This window comes from Fictibacillus phosphorivorans (assembly GCF_007673525.1).
GTDB lineage: Bacteria > Bacillota > Bacilli > Bacillales > Fictibacillaceae > Fictibacillus > Fictibacillus phosphorivorans_C.
In genome coordinates this window covers 514,642-533,960 of the sequence record NZ_VDZU01000001.1, presented here as the reverse complement: position 1 = coordinate 533,960, position 19,319 = coordinate 514,642, and the positions used below count along the sequence as shown (strand labels likewise).

Annotated in this window: 20 protein-coding genes and 1 pseudogene; 10 read left to right on the top strand and 11 right to left on the bottom strand. The window is 40.8% G+C overall.

Annotation, left to right across the window (positions count from 1 at the left end; translation table 11 throughout):
• Positions 1 to 21: 21 nt before the first annotated feature.
• Positions 22 to 1,983, bottom strand: coding sequence for a fructose-specific PTS transporter subunit EIIC (locus FS458_RS02610; RefSeq protein WP_144697582.1), 1,962 nt, complete (start codon positions 1,981 to 1,983; stop codon positions 22 to 24).
• 165 nt (positions 1,984 to 2,148) lie between these two features.
• On the opposite strand from FS458_RS02610, the gene FS458_RS02605 reads away from it, so the two are divergent.
• From FS458_RS02605 to FS458_RS02585, 5 genes are all read left to right on the top strand, one after another.
• Positions 2,149 to 2,895 carry a MurR/RpiR family transcriptional regulator gene (locus FS458_RS02605; protein WP_144697580.1) on the top strand — a complete coding sequence of 249 codons (747 nt, stop codon included), beginning with the start codon at positions 2,149 to 2,151 and terminating at the stop codon, positions 2,893 to 2,895.
• A gap of 397 nt (positions 2,896 to 3,292) precedes the next feature.
• The gene (gene pssA, locus FS458_RS02600) at positions 3,293 to 4,018 is read left to right on the top strand and encodes a CDP-diacylglycerol--serine O-phosphatidyltransferase (protein ID WP_144697578.1); all 726 of its coding nucleotides are present in this window, start codon (positions 3,293 to 3,295) and stop codon (positions 4,016 to 4,018) included.
• A gap of 141 nt (positions 4,019 to 4,159) precedes the next feature.
• Positions 4,160 to 4,513, top strand: coding sequence for a hypothetical protein (locus tag FS458_RS02595; protein WP_144697576.1), 354 nt, complete (start codon positions 4,160 to 4,162; stop codon positions 4,511 to 4,513).
• A gap of 201 nt (positions 4,514 to 4,714) precedes the next feature.
• A complete protein-coding gene (locus tag FS458_RS02590; protein ID WP_144703225.1) occupies positions 4,715 to 5,182 on the top strand; it encodes an NUDIX hydrolase in 468 nt (155 codons plus the stop codon).
• Between the two features lie 40 nt (positions 5,183 to 5,222).
• Positions 5,223 to 5,993: a DUF2628 domain-containing protein gene (locus FS458_RS02585; protein ID WP_144697574.1), complete on the top strand. Its 771-nt coding sequence runs from the start codon at positions 5,223 to 5,225 to the stop codon at positions 5,991 to 5,993.
• A gap of 38 nt (positions 5,994 to 6,031) precedes the next feature.
• Here FS458_RS02585 and FS458_RS02580 read toward each other — a convergent pair whose 3' ends face one another.
• Positions 6,032 to 6,979 (bottom strand): hypothetical protein, encoded by a 948-nt coding sequence (locus tag FS458_RS02580; protein ID WP_144697572.1) that lies wholly within the window; start codon positions 6,977 to 6,979, stop codon positions 6,032 to 6,034.
• Between the two features lie 563 nt (positions 6,980 to 7,542).
• Between FS458_RS02580 and FS458_RS02575 the strand changes: the two genes are divergently transcribed.
• The gene (locus FS458_RS02575; RefSeq protein ID WP_144697570.1) at positions 7,543 to 8,037 is read left to right on the top strand and encodes a hypothetical protein; all 495 of its coding nucleotides are present in this window, start codon (positions 7,543 to 7,545) and stop codon (positions 8,035 to 8,037) included.
• A gap of 99 nt (positions 8,038 to 8,136) precedes the next feature.
• Here FS458_RS02575 and FS458_RS20955 read toward each other — a convergent pair.
• Positions 8,137 to 8,372 (bottom strand): annotated as a pseudogene (locus FS458_RS20955) (ABC transporter ATP-binding protein); the annotation flags it as partial.
• 46 nt (positions 8,373 to 8,418) lie between these two features.
• Positions 8,419 to 8,577 carry a hypothetical protein gene (locus tag FS458_RS20525; RefSeq protein ID WP_186320420.1) on the bottom strand — a complete coding sequence of 53 codons (159 nt, stop codon included), beginning with the start codon at positions 8,575 to 8,577 and terminating at the stop codon, positions 8,419 to 8,421.
• Between the two features lie 223 nt (positions 8,578 to 8,800).
• Here FS458_RS20525 and FS458_RS02565 point away from each other — a divergent pair, with 223 nt between their 5' ends.
• Positions 8,801 to 10,078 (top strand): helix-turn-helix domain-containing protein, encoded by a 1,278-nt coding sequence (locus FS458_RS02565; RefSeq protein ID WP_144697568.1) that lies wholly within the window; start codon positions 8,801 to 8,803, stop codon positions 10,076 to 10,078.
• A gap of 66 nt (positions 10,079 to 10,144) precedes the next feature.
• Here FS458_RS02565 and FS458_RS02560 read toward each other — a convergent pair whose 3' ends face one another.
• Complete coding sequence (locus FS458_RS02560; RefSeq protein WP_144697566.1) at positions 10,145 to 12,580, bottom strand: bifunctional diguanylate cyclase/phosphodiesterase; 2,436 nt, start codon at positions 12,578 to 12,580, stop codon at positions 10,145 to 10,147.
• A 525-nt stretch (positions 12,581 to 13,105) separates the two neighbouring features.
• On the opposite strand from FS458_RS02560, the gene FS458_RS02555 reads away from it, so the two are divergent.
• A complete protein-coding gene (locus FS458_RS02555) occupies positions 13,106 to 13,369 on the top strand; it encodes a hypothetical protein (RefSeq protein WP_144697564.1) in 264 nt (87 codons plus the stop codon).
• Positions 13,370 to 13,397: 28 nt separating this feature from the next.
• On the top strand, positions 13,398 to 13,685 hold the full coding sequence (locus FS458_RS02550; protein WP_144697561.1) for a YesK family protein: 288 nt from the start codon (positions 13,398 to 13,400) through the stop codon (positions 13,683 to 13,685).
• Between the two features lie 42 nt (positions 13,686 to 13,727).
• On the opposite strand, the gene FS458_RS02545 is transcribed toward FS458_RS02550, so the two are convergent.
• The 6 genes from FS458_RS02545 to FS458_RS02520 all read right to left on the bottom strand — a co-directional run bounded on the left by FS458_RS02545 (position 13,728) and on the right by FS458_RS02520 (position 18,600).
• On the bottom strand, positions 13,728 to 14,021 hold the full coding sequence (locus FS458_RS02545; RefSeq protein WP_066398362.1) for a ferredoxin family protein: 294 nt from the start codon (positions 14,019 to 14,021) through the stop codon (positions 13,728 to 13,730).
• Complete coding sequence (locus FS458_RS02540; RefSeq protein WP_144697558.1) at positions 14,022 to 15,317, bottom strand: FAD-dependent oxidoreductase; 1,296 nt, start codon at positions 15,315 to 15,317, stop codon at positions 14,022 to 14,024.
• Positions 15,310 to 16,335, bottom strand: coding sequence for an electron transfer flavoprotein subunit alpha/FixB family protein (locus FS458_RS02535; RefSeq protein ID WP_144697555.1), 1,026 nt, complete (start codon positions 16,333 to 16,335; stop codon positions 15,310 to 15,312). Before FS458_RS02535 ends, FS458_RS02540 begins: the two co-directional genes overlap by 8 nt.
• Positions 16,325 to 17,164 (bottom strand): electron transfer flavoprotein subunit beta/FixA family protein, encoded by an 840-nt coding sequence (locus FS458_RS02530; RefSeq protein ID WP_144697552.1) that lies wholly within the window; start codon positions 17,162 to 17,164, stop codon positions 16,325 to 16,327. The genes FS458_RS02535 and FS458_RS02530 overlap by 11 nt, the downstream gene beginning before the upstream one ends.
• Before the next feature lie 145 nt (positions 17,165 to 17,309).
• Positions 17,310 to 18,236 carry a tetratricopeptide repeat protein gene (locus FS458_RS02525; RefSeq protein ID WP_144697549.1) on the bottom strand — a complete coding sequence of 309 codons (927 nt, stop codon included), beginning with the start codon at positions 18,234 to 18,236 and terminating at the stop codon, positions 17,310 to 17,312.
• 16 nt (positions 18,237 to 18,252) lie between these two features.
• On the bottom strand, positions 18,253 to 18,600 hold the full coding sequence (locus FS458_RS02520) for a hypothetical protein (RefSeq protein ID WP_144697546.1): 348 nt from the start codon (positions 18,598 to 18,600) through the stop codon (positions 18,253 to 18,255).
• Positions 18,601 to 18,763: 163 nt separating this feature from the next.
• Between FS458_RS02520 and FS458_RS02515 the strand changes: the two genes are divergently transcribed.
• A complete protein-coding gene (locus tag FS458_RS02515) occupies positions 18,764 to 19,276 on the top strand; it encodes a hypothetical protein (protein ID WP_144697542.1) in 513 nt (170 codons plus the stop codon).
• Positions 19,277 to 19,319: the final 43 nt, after the last annotated feature.

The following is a 19,319-nucleotide window of genomic DNA, read 5'->3' as shown; positions in this document are numbered from 1 at the left end:
TCCAGAATCTGAAAAATATCGTTACGCTTGTCTCTCTTTTCTCTTTAAAATCGCAAAGCGGATAAAGATGTTCGCGAATGCGATGAACGCTGCGCCGACAACGAGTCCGAGCAAGTAAGCCCAAAGGTTTTCAACGAGCGGCCAGCCCCAAACTGCCGGAAGCGGAAGCCATTGAACAGCCCCAAGCAAGACAGCCGTACTTGCGCCAAGGATGGCACCGATAATGTTGATCGGAATCGTGATCAACGGGTTACGAAGCATGAATGGAATCGCACCTTCAGAGATTGCAAGGAATCCTAGTAATAATGAAGTATTACCTGCTACACGAAGATCTGCAGGGAATACACGGCGGCCGACGATATATTTATCGATAACCACGGCAACTCCAAGTCCGATCGGTGGAATAACGATCGCTAGAACACGAGCCGTTAACGGATACACTTCATCTGCTGCAAGTCCGATCGCGATCGCACCTGCTGCTTTGTTGATCGGTCCACCTAAGTCAAAAGCAGTTGCAGAAGCGATGATCGATGCAAGCACAACGTCACCTGTTCCTTGTGCAGATTCAATCCAGTTGCGTAATACAACGTTCAGACCGCCAAACACAGGGTCTACAATATAAAAGTTTAAGAAAAAGATTGATAGTACTGAGATCGCTGGGATGATAAACATCGGTTTCATCGCAGCTAAGTTTTTGTTCAATTGAATTTTTCGGTTCAAGAAACGAGCGATATAACCTGCTGCAAGACCAAGGATCAATGCTCCTAAGAATCCAGATGGAATGCCATCCGGGTTGTTCCAGAACGTATAATGAAGTCCGCCAGCAAAAGCTCCCCCAATAAATCCAGCTACAAGTCCTACACGGTCAGCCAGTGAATAGGCGACAAACGCTGCAAATATCGGGTACATGAATTTAAATATGAGTGCTCCAAATTTATCTAAATGATGAAGAATAACGAATAGCTCATTTGAATGCGTAGCATATTTCGGATCTGCGAGTTCATTCACAAGTCCGAACGGCATCGCACCGAGTTTTGCGATTCCCATCATCAATCCACCTGCTACGATAACGGGTATCATGTATGAGATCCCTGTCATTACCGCTTGGACCATATCTTTAAAGAATCCGCCTCCGCCGCTTGATTGAGTAGTAGAAGATTCTTCTTCCTCTGCTTCAACAACACCATCAGGGTTACTCAGCGCTTTTTGAATCATTTCTTTCCCTTTTCGTAATGGTTCAGCAACTCGGGTCTGCACATATGATTTACCTGCAAAACGGTCTTTTTGCTTTGGTGCAATATCCGTTGCAAAGATGACAGCGTCTGCATTTTTGATCACATCTGCTGATAACTCATCTTCAATCCCACTAGCACCTTGCTTTTCAACGAGTACAGAAACACCTAACTCACGTCCTGCTTTTTCCAGAGCTTCAGCCGCCATATACGTATGCGCGATACCTGTTGCACATGCTGTAACCGCAACGACGGTTTTGGTGAATTCTTTTTCAGGGGCAGCTTCTTTCTTCTCTTCAACATCCAGTCTGTTTAAAAACTCATCAGTTGTACCTGCTGCCATCAAACCTTCCAAGTAACCGTCTCGCATCAGATTCGTACTTAGTGTAGACAATACTTTTAAATGCGTCGTTCCCGCTTCACTCTCAGGAATGGCGATCAAGAATACGAGCTGGACTTTGTTGTTCGGATCGATACTTTCCCAGTCTAGGAGTGGTGTTTTTAGACGAGCTACCGCAAAGACGGCTTGTTTTACCGTTGCCGATTTTCCGTGCGGAATCGCTAACCCTTCCTCCATGCCTGTCGGAGATTGCTCCTCACGTTTTAATACCGCTTCCAATAAAGCTTCTTCAGATTCTATATAATTTTGTTTTTTAATCTTTGAAATTAGCTGTCGGATCACTTGCTCTTTATTCTGAGCATCTACATCGAACAACACTAAATTCGGATGGGTCATGTTTCTTAGTTCCATGACATTCACTCCAATCTCCCCTAGTATGAAAGCACTTCCAACTTTCTATACTCTATTTGTAACATGAAAGTAAGCGTTATCTTTGTACAGAGTCCGTACATTTGTACAGAATGAAAAATGGGCTATACTAAAAGAAAGAATCGTACGGAAATGAGGAAGTTAACGATGGGGAAGTTTCTAGATCAGTTCAGCAGCAAGTTAGCTGAACTTACACCGACCGAAAAACAAGTCGTATATTACATAGACAATCATATAGATGATGCAAAAACGCATTCGTTGACTGAGAGCGCAAAAGTGAACAACGTGAGTACAACAACAATCGTGCGCATGTCCCATAAGCTTGGACTTGAAGGCTTCTCCGAACTAAAATACATTCTTAAAACGATCGAGAATCAACATGTGATGTTAGGAGACAATCCCGTTGAGCGCTATAAAGAAGAGTTTGTTTCTGCATTTGAAACGATTCAAAAAACGGAGCTCGAAAAATTGAGTGAGAAAATCGTGAACGCAAAGCGAGTGATCGTGGTCGGTGTAGGTCTATCGAAAATGATGGCGGAGTACTTCAGCAAATTACTCATGCAGACGAACAAGCAGACTCACTACACATACGAGTCACACATGATCGACCTTTTACCGAACATGGTGGAACCGAACGACCTCGTGTTCTTTATCTCGTCAAGCGGCGAAACGAAAACGCTTCTGCAAGCAGCCGAAAAGCTTTCATACAAAGTCGTAGATACAGCCGCGATCACGAATGCATCTGACTCCACATTAGGTAAGATGGTGAAGACAAGTTTAAGCATGACGGTCGGACGGGTGAAGTTCGCAGGCTATGATATTACAGCAAGATCGACATTGATGCTGTTGATCGACCTTTTGTTTGAGAGCTATTTGAAGAGAAGTGTGAAGTGATTTTCATGGGGCGGACTCAAATTATCATATTTTATATGGACGAGGTTGTTTTTACGGTACGTGTTCTTATATTTATTACGCGTTCGCTCAATATGGCTATCGTTTCACACCAACAGTTGAGCGTTTCGCTCCGAATCGCTCACATTTCACACCAATCCTCTTCTTTTTAGCTCAATCGTGGACTTGTTTTGCTCAGACCAAGTACATGAACCATACAAGGTCACTTTCTGTACATTTTTGAATGAATTTCGTTCATAATCTATCACCCACTTAAACAACTCCCTACCCCTTGCCACCTAAAAAATATGTTAAACTACTCACTTAACCAAAAAAACATAACTTTTTCCAATAAAATCATCTATTATATAAAGAAGAGTATTTTTTAAGGACGTGGACAATGAAAAAGCATATTCCAAACTTATTAACTTTAGGAAATTTATTCTGTGGGTTTCTTTCCATCGGTTACGTTTCAAACGGTGATATTCGAAACGCCGCCATCCTCATTTTTATCGCGATGATGCTGGATGCGGTCGACGGAAGAGCAGCTCGGATCTTAGGGGTTTCAGGAAACCTCGGTAAGGAACTCGATTCACTTGCGGATGTTGTATCCTTTGGGGTTGCGCCTGCTTATTTTGTCGCGAATACTTACTTTGCACATTTAGGAATGTGGGGCTTTCTATTTGCAGGATTATTTCCGTTGTTCGGCGCATACCGTTTAGCACGCTTTAACATTACGGATGCTGAAGAATCAATGAAATATTTTAAAGGAATTCCGATCCCATTAGCCGGTGGAATCGTTGTATTCTTAGTCTTCTTTGTAAAATGGATTCCACTTTGGATTTTTGTACTTCTCTTTTACGGACTCGGCCTCTTGATGGTAAGCACGATCAAGATTCCAAGCTTCAAGGATATCCCGATGCCGCGATACGGAACGATCATTTCGCTATTTTTGTTTTATATGTTTTACTTGCTAGCGAAGAACCGATTTGAAAGCGTACCGATCTTCTTTTATGTCGCACTAGCCACATACTTCTTATTTATTGGAGTAAGGTTTGTTAAGGTGAAAGAGATTAAGATCAGACGTCCAAGGCGACCTCGTCGGAACAAAAGAAGACGCTTCTAAGATCACTTACCAGATGCTGAAAAATTTAGCATCTGGTTTTATTTATGAATCATCTTTTCTCCTCTTCCTTCATATAATGTCACAATAAGCGAAACATGTACTTTGTGAAATGGACAAATCATGTTTGAGAGGAGAGATGGTATGAATAACTACCCAAACCTTAGAGAGTTTTATGAAAAGGTGCCTATTTTAATCGGTGAGAACGATCGGGCTGCTTTAAAGAATAAAGCTCAGGATGACGACACTGCACTTGAGAGCACACACTGGCTCATCGCCATGGAAGGCAGTGAAAAGCAAAGAAATGTGTACCATTGGAAGGTGCTCATCTATCCTTCACAAACGAAAGTGATACATTGCTATAAGTCTCCTTATTACGCGTCCCAGCACTTTACATCCATTTATGAAGCGATTGAGTACTCTAACGAGTTAAGTCAAAAAGCCCGCGAAGATCTGCTAAGTACGATTGAAAAGCCTGCCCTACAAAGAGAAGCATAACGTGATTCACCCTCGCTTTTCTTTTTGCTACAGATTGTGAAACAGTGTACATAGAAAAGCAAACTATATAAGTAACGAACCAATGAAGTGGATGATAAACCAGTTCATTTTTATTATGTCTTTTTTCAAAAATAAGTGCAGACGAACTTACATAATGAAGGTATAGTAGAAAAATAAGGAAATAGAGAAATGGGGATTCTGATGGATTACATTAAATACGTGAGAGCCATGGTTGGCCACTCAAAAATTATTACGGTGGTCGCAGGGGCTTTTGTTTTTAATACAGAAAATGAATTACTTCTTAATAAACGGAGTGACAACGGCCAATGGGGTCTACCAGGTGGTTTTATGGAGTTCGGAGAAACGGTTCAAGATACAGCTAGACGGGAAGTTTTTGAAGAAACAGGACTTACACTTGGTAAACTTGAGCTGTTTGGCATTTATTCTGGACAACGCCTTGATAAGACCTTTTCAAATGGCGATCAAGTATCCATGGTAAAGCACGTGTTTACATGCCATGATTTTTCTGGAGACCTTCTTACTTCAAATTCGGAATCAATGGATAATAAATTTTTCCCAATAGACAAGCTTCCACAAAACCTATATTCGGATCACCTTGAGATGATACAAGATTTTCTAAACGGGATTGAAAGACCTGTAGTGAAGTAACGTTTATAAAAATACTAAATATTTGAGAGAAGGACAGGATATGAACGAAGCACACCAAGAAGAACTTACATTATTTGAAGCGCAGCATAAAGTTGTTCAGAAAAATATAGCGTACTATGATTTGAAATGGAAATCGGTTGAGAACCCGGCAACAAAAGATACGTGGAATTGGCTAGCCTTCTTCTTTTCAACGTTTTGGCTCGCCTACCGCAAAATGTATAAGCCGTTTTTTATTATTTCAGGTATTCAATTGCTCTGGGCTATACCTTTTTATTTTACTGATCTTACTGCATGGCTTGATCTTCCCTTTTACGGAATCTTATCCATAATCGTCGGATCATTCGGAAATCGTTGGTATTTTAACCATACAAACCATGTTTTGAAGCAAGCTAGAGCCTTACCTGAAACCGTACAAGACTCTTATATACAAACTAAAGGCGGAACACACGTTGGAATTATGCTTGGTTTCCATGTTCTCTTGTTCGCACTTTTCTTTGCGATGGATTTCGGTTTATCTTTCATACCAACAGAAACGAACATAAAGGATGTCGTTCGAATCAGCGAAGAGGCAGCTACATTAGAAGTTTACATGGACGATCCAAAGTGGGACTATATTAAAGAAGATGGTCGTCACCATGTTGTAGAATTCACAGGATACGATTACACCGAGAAAGAAGATGTGAGAATCGTCTTTTATGTTTACTTTGACAAGTACATGTATGAATGGAATCAAGTCTATATTAACGGTAAAAAACTTAACGAAGAAGATTCAATCGATTATGAGCTATATATTGAGGAAAGTTCTTGGTAATTTAAACAAGAAAAGGAGCTATAAGCAGCTCCTTTTTATTATATCGTTCTCCATTCACAACCTGTATAAAGTTTCAGCTCCCCTTTATAAAAAACCATGCGCCCCGCAGTTGGATTCTTCGGTAAGCTGGATACATTTATATTGATACCGTCTTTTGCGATAACTTCTCCAGTTTCCGTAAATGTCACTACATTAGAAGTTCCGTTCAGATCTGTAATGTTTAAACTGCCGTTATCATCACGAATTGTCCACTTCCGCATTTTATTCGGTGTACTTAAGCTGATTTCCAAGTTATCCGTATGTGATTCAAACTTCACTTCACCTTTACAGCCACGCTTTGTTTTAAAATGAAATTCTTTGTCTGGGTTCGCCATTCCACCGAAACCCCAATACCCATTCGTTTTGTTGATCGCTAGCATCGTTTCAAGTCCTCTACCACCGGCTACTTTATTACCGATAATCTTAAAATGTGCCAATTCATCATCTGATGCCCCTTTTGAAACACCACTTGATACACCTGCTGTATTGATTCCTTGCCCTACTCCCCAAGCCACTTCTCCTTTTATCCCTGTAAAATAAGTGGCTCTTCGATTATTCGTGTTTTCCCCTTCATGCATCAACATGAATGCTGGATGCCAATTTCCGTTTAACCATTGAGTATTTCCATCATTCTTGCCAGCTGTTTCATTATGAGTCTTCGTAATGATTCTATATTGCATACCGTCCCCGTTACACGAATCATAACGAGTATTGATGGAATAATCATGTATTAGAATATCATGCCGTGCAGAAGAAAAATCAGGGTATGTACTTGGGATTCCACGTTTATATCCGTAATCAATCTCTGGCGGTACCACGACAACCCCTCTTCCCCTGCTGTCTACATCCGCGATTGCCGCTTGAAGGGCAGCACGATTGTGATACTGCGAGCGCATAGGGGCCGCTCCATAAAAAATAACCGAAACCATTTGAGGCGAACCAAACATCTTACCCCTCCTTAAAACGTTACGTTCCTTTTAATTCCCTAAACAAAGAAACTTCGACTTACTCAATAATGGTACTATTAAGATAAAGATTCTTTAGAAGGAAGTTGAACTCACATGCTTAATATGCTTACAAAAAGTCCCTTATACATAGGTGCAGGTACAACATTTTTATTCACTATGTTTTATTTCTTCCTTAGCACAGGATTTAGCGGAGAAAATGAAGGTCTTCCTTATCTTATCCCTTATTTCATCTTATTCGTTTATATCATTTGTTTTCTAGGAGAAACTGCACTTTATCTTTTTTCTAACAAGAAACACTCATTTAATCTATCTCTATTATTGCTGTTATCTATCACAATTAGTATATTTTTTAGTTTATTAATTTACGGTGATTTATTCTTTATGATCTTAATCGCACCATTATTAACAGTTGGCAGCTTCGTCTATTGTTTTTCTAGTAGAATGATTAAAAGAAAAAGCATAGCTCTGCTTCTATCTACATCCCCTTTGTACATCTTAGTATTATCGTTAGGACTCATTCTATAAATAAGGAGTATATAAGCATGGAAGAAGCTTTTGGAAAACGCAAGCTATTCGCTACCATAATAACGAGCTTACTTTTTTCACTCGTTTTGACAATTCTGTCTGTTTTCGATCGTAAAGCTGGTGAGAGTGGATTAGAGATTATCATGATTCCGATTTTTGCCGCGTTTATAGCTGCAGGAATCCTCGTATGTTTCGGTCTCATAACATCAGCAGTTATTGAATATATCATCTGTAAAATCGGCATGAACTACAGCATCAGTGTGCCTATGTACATAGTTTTTCATGGAGCAATGGGGCTTTTAATAGGGCGACTAATCTTTGGTTTCTGGGGGTTATATACGTATACTGGGGGCTTAAGTGCGCTAGTATTCGCAGCATTTGATATGTGGTTACTTTTCAGAGTTAAGAAAGGGGAAGGGAAATCTGAAGAGATTGAAAAAATATATCTATGGGCGATACTCACCGTTATTGTTGTTACACTTTCCCTATTTTTGTTTATTCAATTTTTTTAAATAAAAGGGTCGGCAAGTGCAGATGATTCATCAATCTTATTTGAAGATACTTATAAAAAAACCTCCCCGTTTTATTGGAAAGACCTTTTTTGGTAACTTCTAATATTGTTCTTCAAACTGCTTATTGTAAAGCTGCGCATACACTCCACCGCGGCTAAGCAATGCATCGTGCGTACCTTCCTCAACAATTCCTTCTTCGTTAGAACAATAATTCGTTCAGCGTTACGAATCGTAGAGAGGCGATGGGCAATCACAATCGTCGTTCGCCCTTTTGCTAGTGACTCAAGTGATTCCTTGATTACTGCTTCGGATTCATTATCCAGTGCACTCGTCGCTAAGCTTATTCATGAGTCTTTTTAATAATATATAGAAATGTGTAAATTATATTTGGACAGTTACTTCTGATTTATGAACCAAGATCACACGAGGTACGTATGGTTCATTCACTTTCCTGATTTCAAGAAAATCTGAAGAATACACGTGAAGTACTTTGTGCAATTCATCATGATAGCTTACGAGGTCGCCTCTTTCAATAGTCATAGCTTTCACCCTAGTCGTTAGTTTCTATAGTTAATTATACCTAACTATTTCAGTAAAAAAATTGGGAAACATGAAGGGATTTAGAGGTTAAATCACGATAATTCAAGACTAGTTTCCTCTTACAGTTAAAGTTCAGGTATATTTATAGAAGGGAAAATTTTTAACGTGAGCTTATACCTAATAATTGTAAACTCATCATGTAAACAAAGGCGGGGTAACAAATATGAACTTAGGAGAAAAGATTCGATATTTCCGAAGAGTCAAAAACTTATCCCAGCAAGAACTCGCTGCCGGGATATGTTCTGTTCCTTATTTAAGTAAGATAGAGAACGGAGTCACTGAACCTTCAGAGGAAATACAGCATCACTTAGCTGCAAGATTAGATATTAGTCTTAATTATCTAAACGAAAATGAAATCATTCATAATTTTGTAAGTTTGTTTCATTCTATTTATCTAAGAGACTACCCATCTGCTAAGGATAAGTATTATGCGTTAATTAACCTACCTCCACGTTCGGTGGATGAAGACATTTTACAAAAGATTTTTAAAAGCATCTATATTATGATGACTACAGAAGAAATTCCAGGTGTAGAATCATTATTAAACGAAGTATCTTACATAGAAGACGTGATAAAAGGTCAAAAAGCTTTCTATTATTTTCTTGCCAAGGGGCTACTCAGTTATCTTAAAAAAGATTTTGAAGAAGCGATAAAATATTTATATAAAGCAGAAAAATTCTTAGAAGAATATCATCATCAAGAATGGGAAAAAGGGTATCTATTTTACATGATTGGCCTAACTGCCAATCAACTTTACTACAGTATAGTTGGTTTAGAATATACCAAAAGAGCACTAGACATATTTGAGAAAAGTTACTATTTCAGAAGATGTGCGGATTGCAGAGTCATTATTGCTATTATTCATCTACGAATTAGAAATTTTGATGAATCAGTTAAGCAACTACGACTTGCAGAAACGATTGCGGACTCTTTCAATGATAAAGAGTTAAAAGGCGTCATTTATCATAATCTTGGCGGTATAGCTAATCATAAAGGTGAAACTCATAAAGCTATTGAACTTTATATAAAAAGTTTAGAAGCTAAGGAGAAAGAACCTCTTTTTTCTAAAGTAATGACAATCTATGCTCTTATTAAAGAATATGAAAAGATTGAAGATAACGAAAAAGGATTAGTACTCATAGAAACCTGGCTAGATCAGGTTACAGAAAATCCGCTTTATCGCGAATACGAACTTCATTTTTTATATCACAAACACATATTTACACATGGTAAACATAACGATTCATCAATTAATTTTATGATTAAAGAGCTACTTCCTTACTTTGAACAAAGAAACGAATGGGTTCATCTATCAATATATTACCCGATAGTAGGCAGTTATTTTGAGAATACTCAAAAATATAAACAAGCGAGCAAATATTATTCAATGGCTTATAATGCACTTAGAAGATTACATGATTTAGGTGTAACCTACGTTTAACCTCATTTAAACCAAAAGAAAAAGCACTTTCGAAAGTGCTTTTTTTCTTCTTAATAAACTTATAAACTAGCACACTTCAATCACCGATTGCTCTTGTAAAATCATCGCCATATCTTCCGCTGAAATCGGCCGGCTGAAGTAATACCCTTGCGCTTCGTTACATTGCTTTTGCTGTAGAAACTGAAGCTGTTCTTCCGTTTCTACCCCTTCTGCTATTACCTTTAAATCTAAGTTGTGAGCCATCGCGATAATTGTTTCTACGAGTGACGCGTCTTTCGGATCTGCATAGATGTTACGCGTAAAGCTTTGATCAATTTTTAGCGTATGAATCGGGAATGTCTTTAGATAACTTAGCGACGAATAGCCTGTTCCAAAGTCATCGATCGACAGATGAATTCCCATCTCTTTTAGCTTATGCATTTTCGCTACAGCATACTTCGAATCTTGAATGATACTTTCTGTTAGCTCCAGCTCTAAATATTGAGCATCAAGCTCTGTTTCTCTAAGAATTCTACTCACCCGCTCAACGAGGTCACTCTGCTGAAACTGACGCGATGAAATGTTGACCGCCACCCGTAAAGGCGCGTATCCTGCGTCTTGCCACGCTTTATTTTGACGACAAGCGCCATGAAGCACCCATTCCCCAATCTGCAAGATCAGTCCTGTTTCTTCAGCAATCGGAATAAATTCTGCCGGTGAGATCGTTCCCCATTCCGGATGATGCCAGCGCAAAAGTGCTTCAACTCCAATGATTCCGCCTGTTTCCACATCGATCTGAGGCTGATACACAATTTTAAACTCATCGCGTTCCAGTGCCTTTCGCAGGCCGATCTCAAGCTTCATTTTTTTAGTAACCGCCTCATTCATCTCAGGGGTATAAAATTGAAAATTGTTCTTCCCTTGTTCTTTCACTCGATACATCGCAGTGTCCGCATTTTTGATCAACGTTTCAATATCGCGGCCATCTCCTGGGTACATGGCGATTCCGATTGAAGGAGTCACGAAGAGCTCTTGCTCATTGACCATAACAGAGCTGCTGAACAGATCGACGATTTGCTGTGCGATTTTTGAGACTTCATCTGCTGTTGTATTTGGTATAAGGACGATAAATTCATCCCCTCCCTGGCGGCAGACCGTGTCGTTCTTTCCTACGCATGCTTGGATGCGTTTTGCAATTTCAATCAACAGTTGATCTCCGACTGCATGCCCAAGAGTATCATTGATATACTTGAATCGATCAAGGTCAATGAACATGATTCCAATCGTCTGCTTGTTCTCATCTGCCAGTTCGAGTGCTTGAGAAAGACGGTCGTTCAACAGAAGTCGATTCGGCAGACCCGTTAACGGATCACGGTAGACCATTTGATTAATCTTTTTCTCGTTTCTTTTTCGCTCCGTAATGTCCCTAATGATGCTGCTGAAATAAACTTGATCATCTTCCTGCCATGCTGCAAGTGACAATTCGATCGGAAATTCACTCCCATCCTTTCGAAGTCCTTCTAACTCAACCGTGTTGCCGATCACTTTTGGTTCTCCAGATAAAAGATAACGTTCCATCCCTTGCTGATGAGCAATTTTAAACCTGTCCGGTATAATGATCTGCAGATTTTTCCCTAGTGCTTCTTTTTCGGTAAAACCAAAAATCAGCTCTGCTCCTTTATTCCACGAAATAATGGTTCCTGTTCGATCTGACAGAATAATAGAATCGTTGGCAGACTCAATAACAGAGCGAAACTTTCTTTCTGATAGAATCGACTGATACTCAAACCTTCGATCGATGAACGTGCTGATGAACACCATCCCTAAAAGAATGAGGATTACGATTCCGATCGCATAAGCTAAAAGCGTGCTGTTAAACGGTGTTGATGCTAGATCCGTGTGATGCTGATGCGCTTTGTAACTAGCAGCCGACATACCCGTATAGTGCATTCCAGATATGGCGATACCCATGAGCACCGCACTTCCTAACTTCACGAGCCATATTTTGCTTGTTTTATAGTTTTGGCTAACAAACGAAAGTAGATACAAAGCTACGACTGATGCGACAAAAGCAATGACTGCCGAAAGCGTCCATAGAAATGGATTGTACTGTATTTCAGCGTTCATCTTCATCGCTTCCATGCCTGTGTAATGCATGGAAACGATACCCGTTGCCATGAAAAGAGCTCCTAACAATACCTGCTTCTTCCCCATGACAGGGCGGCTGATAATATAGAGAGCGATTCCGGATGATAGGATCGCTGGAATGATTGAAACAATGACGAGTGTTATATCATAGGTGACTGTGATGGATAAGTGAAAAGCAAGCATCGCCACGAAATGCATGGCCCAGATGCCCATCCCCATCGCAAAAGCTCCCGAGATCATCCAAATGTACCGTGCGTATGATTTTGTTTTCTGTACCTGAATCCCTAGATCCAACGCAGCATAAGAAGCAATGACTGCAATAATGATCGATAGAGAGACAAGCGGAATGTGATATGTACTTGAAACGGCGTCCATTTATAGAAACTCTCCTTGTTAATGAATCAAAATTACTTTACATATTCTATATCGGTAAAATATTTACCGTATTAAGAGAGGTAATCATAATATTTTTAAACAGTTGTTTAATTTGATAGATTACCTGTATCAATTATAGATTTTAAGCACAGGAACACATTGCTTTGTAGTAGAAATTATTCTGACTAGTAATTTTAATATGTTACTTACAATGAAAGTTATGAGCTGCTTTTTTTTTTACGGTACGTGTTCTTATATTTATTACACGTTCGCTCAATCCTAGAGTCGTTTCACTCCAACTGTGTGCTGTTTCACGCAGATACTTCAAGAGTTCACTCCAACTAACATCTGTTTTGCTCAGAAGTACTACCGTTACACGCAACGCCAACTTCGCAGGCAGGCGTCGTTATCCAACGTTAAAGTTGTTGTATTCTTTCAATTTCATCCATACAAATTAAAGGAAAATTATGTATAATAAAAGATAATTGGAAATAAAAGTTAAACTTGATTGTGAGGAATGATTTTATGGTGCTAAAAAGAAATGCTGGTATACTTTCGATTCTTTCTTTATTAATTGCGGGATCTCCAATCATTCTGGCTGCATATAGTCAATTCATTGGGGACTATATGTTTCCTATTTTTTTCACGTTTATCGTCTTATCTTTGTTCTTGGCTTTTTACGCGGAAAATGGATTATCAAAGCGAATTGCTACAACTCTCGTTTTTGGATTCATAATCTTTGCTGCTCTCTTATACCTGGGCATGCATATCTTCTGGTCAAAACCTTAACCAAGCAGAGTAACAGGAGGAATTTATCATGTTTTTTGGAATGCCTTTTCTTATTAGCTCAGTCCCAGGGGTAGTCGTCCTCTTTTTCACGTGGTGGCTAAGAAAAAAGAACGTCTCTTTGTTCATAAAACTTGTGCCATGTTTGTTAACCGTGATTAGTTCCTTGGTCATTTTTTATGTGAGTTTAGAGTTCATTCGAGGTTTTGAAGGAGCAGCTTACGGAATCCTCGCGTTTTTCTTACTTTGTTATGGAGTTGCCGCTTATTTCCTTGCTACAAAAAGAATCACCGTCATTCAAAACACAAAAAAAGGATAACCTGGCTCAAACCCCAGGTCATCCTTACCCTTTTCCGCCCCTTTACCCCAAACGAAACACAATCCCATGCCCGCCTTTTGGGTATTCCCACTTAATGTTTTGATGCGGACAACCGATTCGGCAGCTTCCGCACTCGTGACAGCCCTCGTACCCGACGTGCATCCGAATCTCTTCCCACTTATACACTTCAGCCGGACAGAAGATCGTGCAGATTTTATCAGGACAATGGTTCAGACAAACATCCGCATCCATAACGGTGAGATGTGACTTCGTGTCTGCGTTAAAACGAACGAGATACTGTTTTTCTTCGATGCTCTGACACTTTCTTTCGCTCATTTACTTCATCACCTTCCACGCCCGGTATGCGTCACGAGCTAGTTTGAATTTCTCTCCAGCCGTTCCTACATCACGCCAAATTTTCTTCTGTTTCTCCCATTTAGATGAGCCATCGACCGTAAACATCTGGCTCGCCGCCTTGTTTACCATCGGAATGTACTTATCAAAATATTGCGGAAACTTATCAAAGTGATGTGTTGAATCTTTGTATTTTTTCATATCCTGACCGACAAAACTACTCATTAAGCGCGTCTTATAATGATTGAGTGTCGCTTCTGAATAGTCGTCATGTTCCTTCGCAAGGAGCACCGCTTCAGCCGCAAACTGACCGGATTTCATCGCAAGGTTTGAGCCTTCTCGGTGGATCGCGTTCACGAGCTGGGCGGCATCGCCAACAACGAGCACCCCGTTGCCCGCTACTTTTGGCATCGATTTGTAGCCACCTTCCGGAATCATATGCGCCAAATATTCGACTGGCTCACCGCCCGCAATGTAAGGACGAATCATCGGGTGGTTCTTCACATATTCCAAGAGCTCATATGGTTTAATCTTATGCTTGATTAAGCCAGATAGAAGTGAACCGACACCTAAGCTCAACGTGTCTTTGTTCGTATAGAGAAATCCAGTCCCGAGGATTCCTTTTGTCGCATCACCAAAAAGCTCGATTGTCGTACCTTGATTCTCTTCTAAATTAAATCGGTCCTCGATCGTCTTCTTGTCGAGCTTGATAATTTCCATCGTGGCGAGGGCCACTTCATCTGGACGAAATTCTTTATGAAAGCCGAGCGATTTGGCTAACAGGGAGTTTACGCCATCTGCCAGCACGACAACGTCCGCGTACAGGTCACCGTCTGGTCGATCCGTTCGTACTCCAACTACTTTCCCGTCCTCAACGATACACTCTAGAACAACGGTTTCGTTCACCAAAAGAGCTCCCTGCTCAACAGCCTTCCCCGCAAACCATTGATCGAATTTTGCCCGCAGTACCGTAAAGTTGTTGTACGGCTCCTGTCCCCATTCCATCCCCTTGTACCCGACTGTTACCGCAGATTCTTTGTCCATCATCATGAATCGCTGCTCTACGATCGGTCGCTCGAGCGGCGCTTCTTTCCAGAACTCTGGGATCACGTCTTCCATCATTTTGCGATAAAGCACACCGCCCATCACGTTCTTTGAGCCCGGATACTCTCCGCGTTCGATGAGCAATACGTTTACGCCGGCTTTCGCAAGTTCATATGAACAGGAAATGCCGGCAGGACCTGCACCAACAACGATTACATCAAACTTTTCAGACATGATCCACCACCTCCCCGTTAAACGCTTGTTTAAATTGTTGGATCAGAAGCGGTACGATCTCAAAGGCATCCCCAACAATGCCATAATGGCTCGATTGGAATATTGCTGCTTTAGGGTCGTTGTTGATCGCAATGATCAGTCCCGAATTCTGCATCCCAACAATATGCTGAATCGCTCCAGAAATGCCGATCGCAAAATAGATTTTTGGCGTGACCGTTAACCCTGTCTGCCCTACTTGGTGATGGTGCTCGACCCATCCGGCTTCCACAACATCACGACTTGCGCCAACCGCTCCCCCAAGCGTTTCAGCAAGATCATGAACAACCTGAAATCCTTTCTCACTGCCTAAACCTTTTCCGCCAGCAACAACAATATCTGCTTCATCGATTCGAACTTTCTGCGTCGTGAACTGAACGATCTCGAGCACTTTTGTTCGGATATCTTCTTCTTTTATAGAAGCTGTTTCTTCTATTAACTGTCCTTTTCGGCCAGGTTCAGGCGTGAGTGCTTTCATCACTTTGGGGCGGACCGTCGCCATCTGTGGTCTATACTTTTTACATAGAATCGTTGCCATGATGTTACCGCCAAACGCTGGTCGGCTCGCAAGCAGCAATCCTGTGTCTTCTTCTATATCTAAAATGGTAGAGTCTGCAGTGAGTCCTGTTGGAAGGTCCGTCGCAACGGCGCTCGCCAAGTCTTTCCCGGTCGATGTTGCACCGTATAAAATGACTTCTGGCTTATACTTTTGACAGCATTCTAACAATGCTTTCATATAAGACTCGGTTCGGTAGTTTTTAAAAATGGTGTCGTCATACACATAGACCGTGTCCGCTCCGTATTCAAAAAGCATATCGGAGAGATGTGTGATATTTTCTCCGATCAATACGCCAGCAAGCTCGGTGCCACGTTTTTCCGCAAGCTCTTTTCCAGCTCCTAACAACTCAAGCGAAACAGGAACGACCTCACCGTCTTTTACCTCAATAAAAACCCAAATACCTGAATAATCCTCAAAGCTCAACGCCAGACCCTCCCTTCACCGCAAAAAGCTCTTTTTTCTCTAACAAAAGATTCAGCAGCTGTTCCGTCTGCTGAGCTGCATCCCCTTCTAGCATCTCGCCGCCACTCGGTTTTGTTGGTGCCCACACTTTTGAAACGATCGTCGGTGAGCCTTTCAGTCCGAGCTGTGTTCTCTCCACATCCTCTAGATCGGCGACCGCCCAGATCACCGGCTGATAGCGAGCCGCTTTCAGCATGTTCGTCATCGACGAATACGGAACGTCGTTGATCTCTTTTTCCACCGACATCAAGCACGGCATCGTTGATTGAATCACTTCATATCCGTCCTCCAGTTTTCGATGAACGATTGCATACCCTTCTTCCAAGTTGATCTCTTTTACCTTATTAACGGAAGTGAGCGGAGGCATGTCTAACCGGCGTGCGATGCCTGGCCCAACTTGTCCCGTATCACCGTCGATCGTCATCTTTCCGCAGATGATTAGGTCGACAGGCTTAATTTGCGAGATTTTCTCTATTGCTTTCGTGAGTGCGTAGCTCGTCGCAAGCGTATCCGCACCTGCAAACGCTCGGTCCGAGATCATGTAGCCTTCATCTGCCCCGATCTCAATGCATTTTTTGATCGCTTTTACGGCTGGTGGAGGACCCATCGTCAGCACCGAAACCGTTCCTCCGTATCTCTTTTTCAGACGCACCGCTTCTTCCACCGCATGCGCGTCGTATGGATTTAGTATCGCAGGAGCACTCGCACGGTCCATCGTATTCGTCTTCGGGTTCATCTTGATGATCTTCGTATCCGGCACCTGCTTGATGCAAGCCACAATATGAAGCATTCGACCCCTCCTCTAATCACAGGCATTTCTCACATAAGAAGCCACTTTTATGATGATTATTACTACTATATGGAGGGCTCGTTCAATACATGACGGAATTATTTTGGATATAAAAAAGAGACTCTATTGAAAAGAGCCTCTCGTCTCACCAGTCTTTATATTCAGGATGTTGATGGCGTTCGCAGCCGAAAAGATAACAGTCTCTTTCTGGTGAAGGCTCTAGTAGAATCGCCTGAAGATATCCGTCCTCTATTTTCTTGAGCAGAATCTCAAAATCATTAATCTCTTTTGAGAGTCTGATAATCACTTCTTTTTTATCCTCTTCCGTCCAGTCTTCATCTAATTCTTCTGTTTCCGTTTCTAGTATTTCTTCTTTCTTGTAACGAAGAAATTCTTTTATCGTGTTGTTCGCTTTGGTTTCTTTTTTGCTCTGTAAGAGAGAATAGATATACAGGCTTACCCATTCTGGCTGTAAGTAATAGTCTTTCCATCCTTTTTCAAACCAATGAACAGCTTCTTCATGTAATCCAATCTCAGCATACAATTCAGCAAGGTCGATCGTACCTATAAAGTCTTCGGCATCTTCATCAAAAGTTTGAATGAATCTTAAGGCTTCGGCCTTTTCTCCAATTTCTATCAAACATTTTACCTGATTGTACAGCGTGTAGTCAGATTTACCAGCTGCCAGCCCGAAATGAGTAGCTGCTTTTGCTGTTTCTCCAAGATAATAATACGCTACACCAACGTTATGATGAGTGATATTAGTCGGTTCAATTGAAAGGGCTTGCTGCAACATATTTAACGCTTCTTCATAATGTTTTTTATCTACTAATAGTTCTCCACACAAACTGTATGGAAAATGAGAAGTAGGGCGGAGATCAACGGCTTCTGATGCGAGTGACAATGCACGCTCTAAGTCATCTTCTTCACGCCATATCACCCATGCTAAGTTCGTTAACGATTGAACATCTCTATTTTCTAGTACAGCTTTGTGAAATAGTTTCACCGCTTGATCTACGTTATTTTCTTCTAGCTGCTGAATCGCTTCTTTATTCGTATTGATAGGAAACATCTACCTTCCCTTATAGTTAAAACGCGTATTGAAACAGCCCATAATAGAGTGGACCGATCATAATTAATGCCGTAATACCGAATACCGCTGGGCGAGCGGCTCTAGGAATCTCGTTCGCGTCTTCATTAAACTTTTTAAGTCCATACGCTAGATCCCACACCAATCCACCGATAAAAACGACTTTCCATAGTAGTGGCGTAAAGAGCTCATTGCTCGTAACATACCCGAACAAGCCGATCCAAGTAATGATTGAAATAACAAAATCTAGTTTCGCAGAGTGAGTCTTGTAACCGCCTTTAATAAAATAGCCGATCGCAAGAGTGCCTAGAATTCCAAGATAAACCGTCCATAAAATATTTGTCATACCCCTCATATCCCCTTTTTCTGTCTGTGATTTTATTATAAATCTTACATTTACTTCCGGAAACCTTTTTAGTGATAATAAAAGGTAAATAAATGATTGCAGAATAGTAAGTCTAATGGTAATATTTTTAAGTATTTCATTTATTTAGAAGGAGCATGATGACATGCCTAAAATTTCCCTTGCAGAAGCTGTTAAACTTAAAAGTGTATTATCAAAACGTATACATGAACTTGAGGATGAAATGGATCGTGTAGCCTTTGTTGAAATTGAAAAAGGGGATCAAGTTCCAAAGCAAGTCCGTACATTATCAAATGTCGAACAAGATATAGAGGAAGTCCGCAAAGATTTTCGTTTATTAGATAAACTGATGTATCAAGCAAACAGCAAGCATCAGATTGAATTCAATGATGAAACTCTAACGATTGTGGAAGCGATTGAACTTGCTACACAACTACGTGCAAAGTCAAAAAAGTATAAAGAATTCGGAGCTGCTTCAAAAGAAGAGCCTTATTTGTTCGGCGAGAACGCAAACTTGATGCGTATTGCAACATTCGAGCCAGAAGATTATCGTTTAAAAGGAATCGAGACGGAGCGTCAAGCAAACCGTCTATCCAATCTGATCAACGCTAAAAACTATTCTGTCGAGTTAGACTTCGACAGTGAGAAATACTTTTAAGCCTTGAAGAGGTGAGACTCCTCTTCAAGGTATAGAAGGAGAA

Coding starts and splice junctions, on each gene's coding strand:
- FS458_RS02610 (WP_144697582.1), bottom strand. CDS start 1,983: ATGGAACTAAGAAACATGACCCATCCGAATTTAGTGTTGTTCGATGTA.
- FS458_RS02605 (WP_144697580.1), top strand. CDS start 2,149: ATGGGGAAGTTTCTAGATCAGTTCAGCAGCAAGTTAGCTGAACTTACA.
- pssA (WP_144697578.1), top strand. CDS start 3,293: ATGAAAAAGCATATTCCAAACTTATTAACTTTAGGAAATTTATTCTGT.
- FS458_RS02595 (WP_144697576.1), top strand. CDS start 4,160: ATGAATAACTACCCAAACCTTAGAGAGTTTTATGAAAAGGTGCCTATT.
- FS458_RS02590 (WP_144703225.1), top strand. CDS start 4,715: ATGGATTACATTAAATACGTGAGAGCCATGGTTGGCCACTCAAAAATT.
- FS458_RS02585 (WP_144697574.1), top strand. CDS start 5,223: ATGAACGAAGCACACCAAGAAGAACTTACATTATTTGAAGCGCAGCAT.
- FS458_RS02580 (WP_144697572.1), bottom strand. CDS start 6,979: ATGTTTGGTTCGCCTCAAATGGTTTCGGTTATTTTTTATGGAGCGGCC.
- FS458_RS02575 (WP_144697570.1), top strand. CDS start 7,543: ATGGAAGAAGCTTTTGGAAAACGCAAGCTATTCGCTACCATAATAACG.
- FS458_RS20525 (WP_186320420.1), bottom strand. CDS start 8,577: ATGACTATTGAAAGAGGCGACCTCGTAAGCTATCATGATGAATTGCAC.
- FS458_RS02565 (WP_144697568.1), top strand. CDS start 8,801: ATGAACTTAGGAGAAAAGATTCGATATTTCCGAAGAGTCAAAAACTTA.
- FS458_RS02560 (WP_144697566.1), bottom strand. CDS start 12,580: ATGGACGCCGTTTCAAGTACATATCACATTCCGCTTGTCTCTCTATCG.
- FS458_RS02555 (WP_144697564.1), top strand. CDS start 13,106: ATGGTGCTAAAAAGAAATGCTGGTATACTTTCGATTCTTTCTTTATTA.
- FS458_RS02550 (WP_144697561.1), top strand. CDS start 13,398: ATGTTTTTTGGAATGCCTTTTCTTATTAGCTCAGTCCCAGGGGTAGTC.
- FS458_RS02545 (WP_066398362.1), bottom strand. CDS start 14,021: ATGAGCGAAAGAAAGTGTCAGAGCATCGAAGAAAAACAGTATCTCGTT.
- FS458_RS02540 (WP_144697558.1), bottom strand. CDS start 15,317: ATGTCTGAAAAGTTTGATGTAATCGTTGTTGGTGCAGGTCCTGCCGGC.
- FS458_RS02530 (WP_144697552.1), bottom strand. CDS start 17,164: ATGCTTCATATTGTGGCTTGCATCAAGCAGGTGCCGGATACGAAGATC.
- FS458_RS02525 (WP_144697549.1), bottom strand. CDS start 18,236: ATGTTTCCTATCAATACGAATAAAGAAGCGATTCAGCAGCTAGAAGAA.
- FS458_RS02520 (WP_144697546.1), bottom strand. CDS start 18,600: ATGACAAATATTTTATGGACGGTTTATCTTGGAATTCTAGGCACTCTT.
- FS458_RS02515 (WP_144697542.1), top strand. CDS start 18,764: ATGCCTAAAATTTCCCTTGCAGAAGCTGTTAAACTTAAAAGTGTATTA.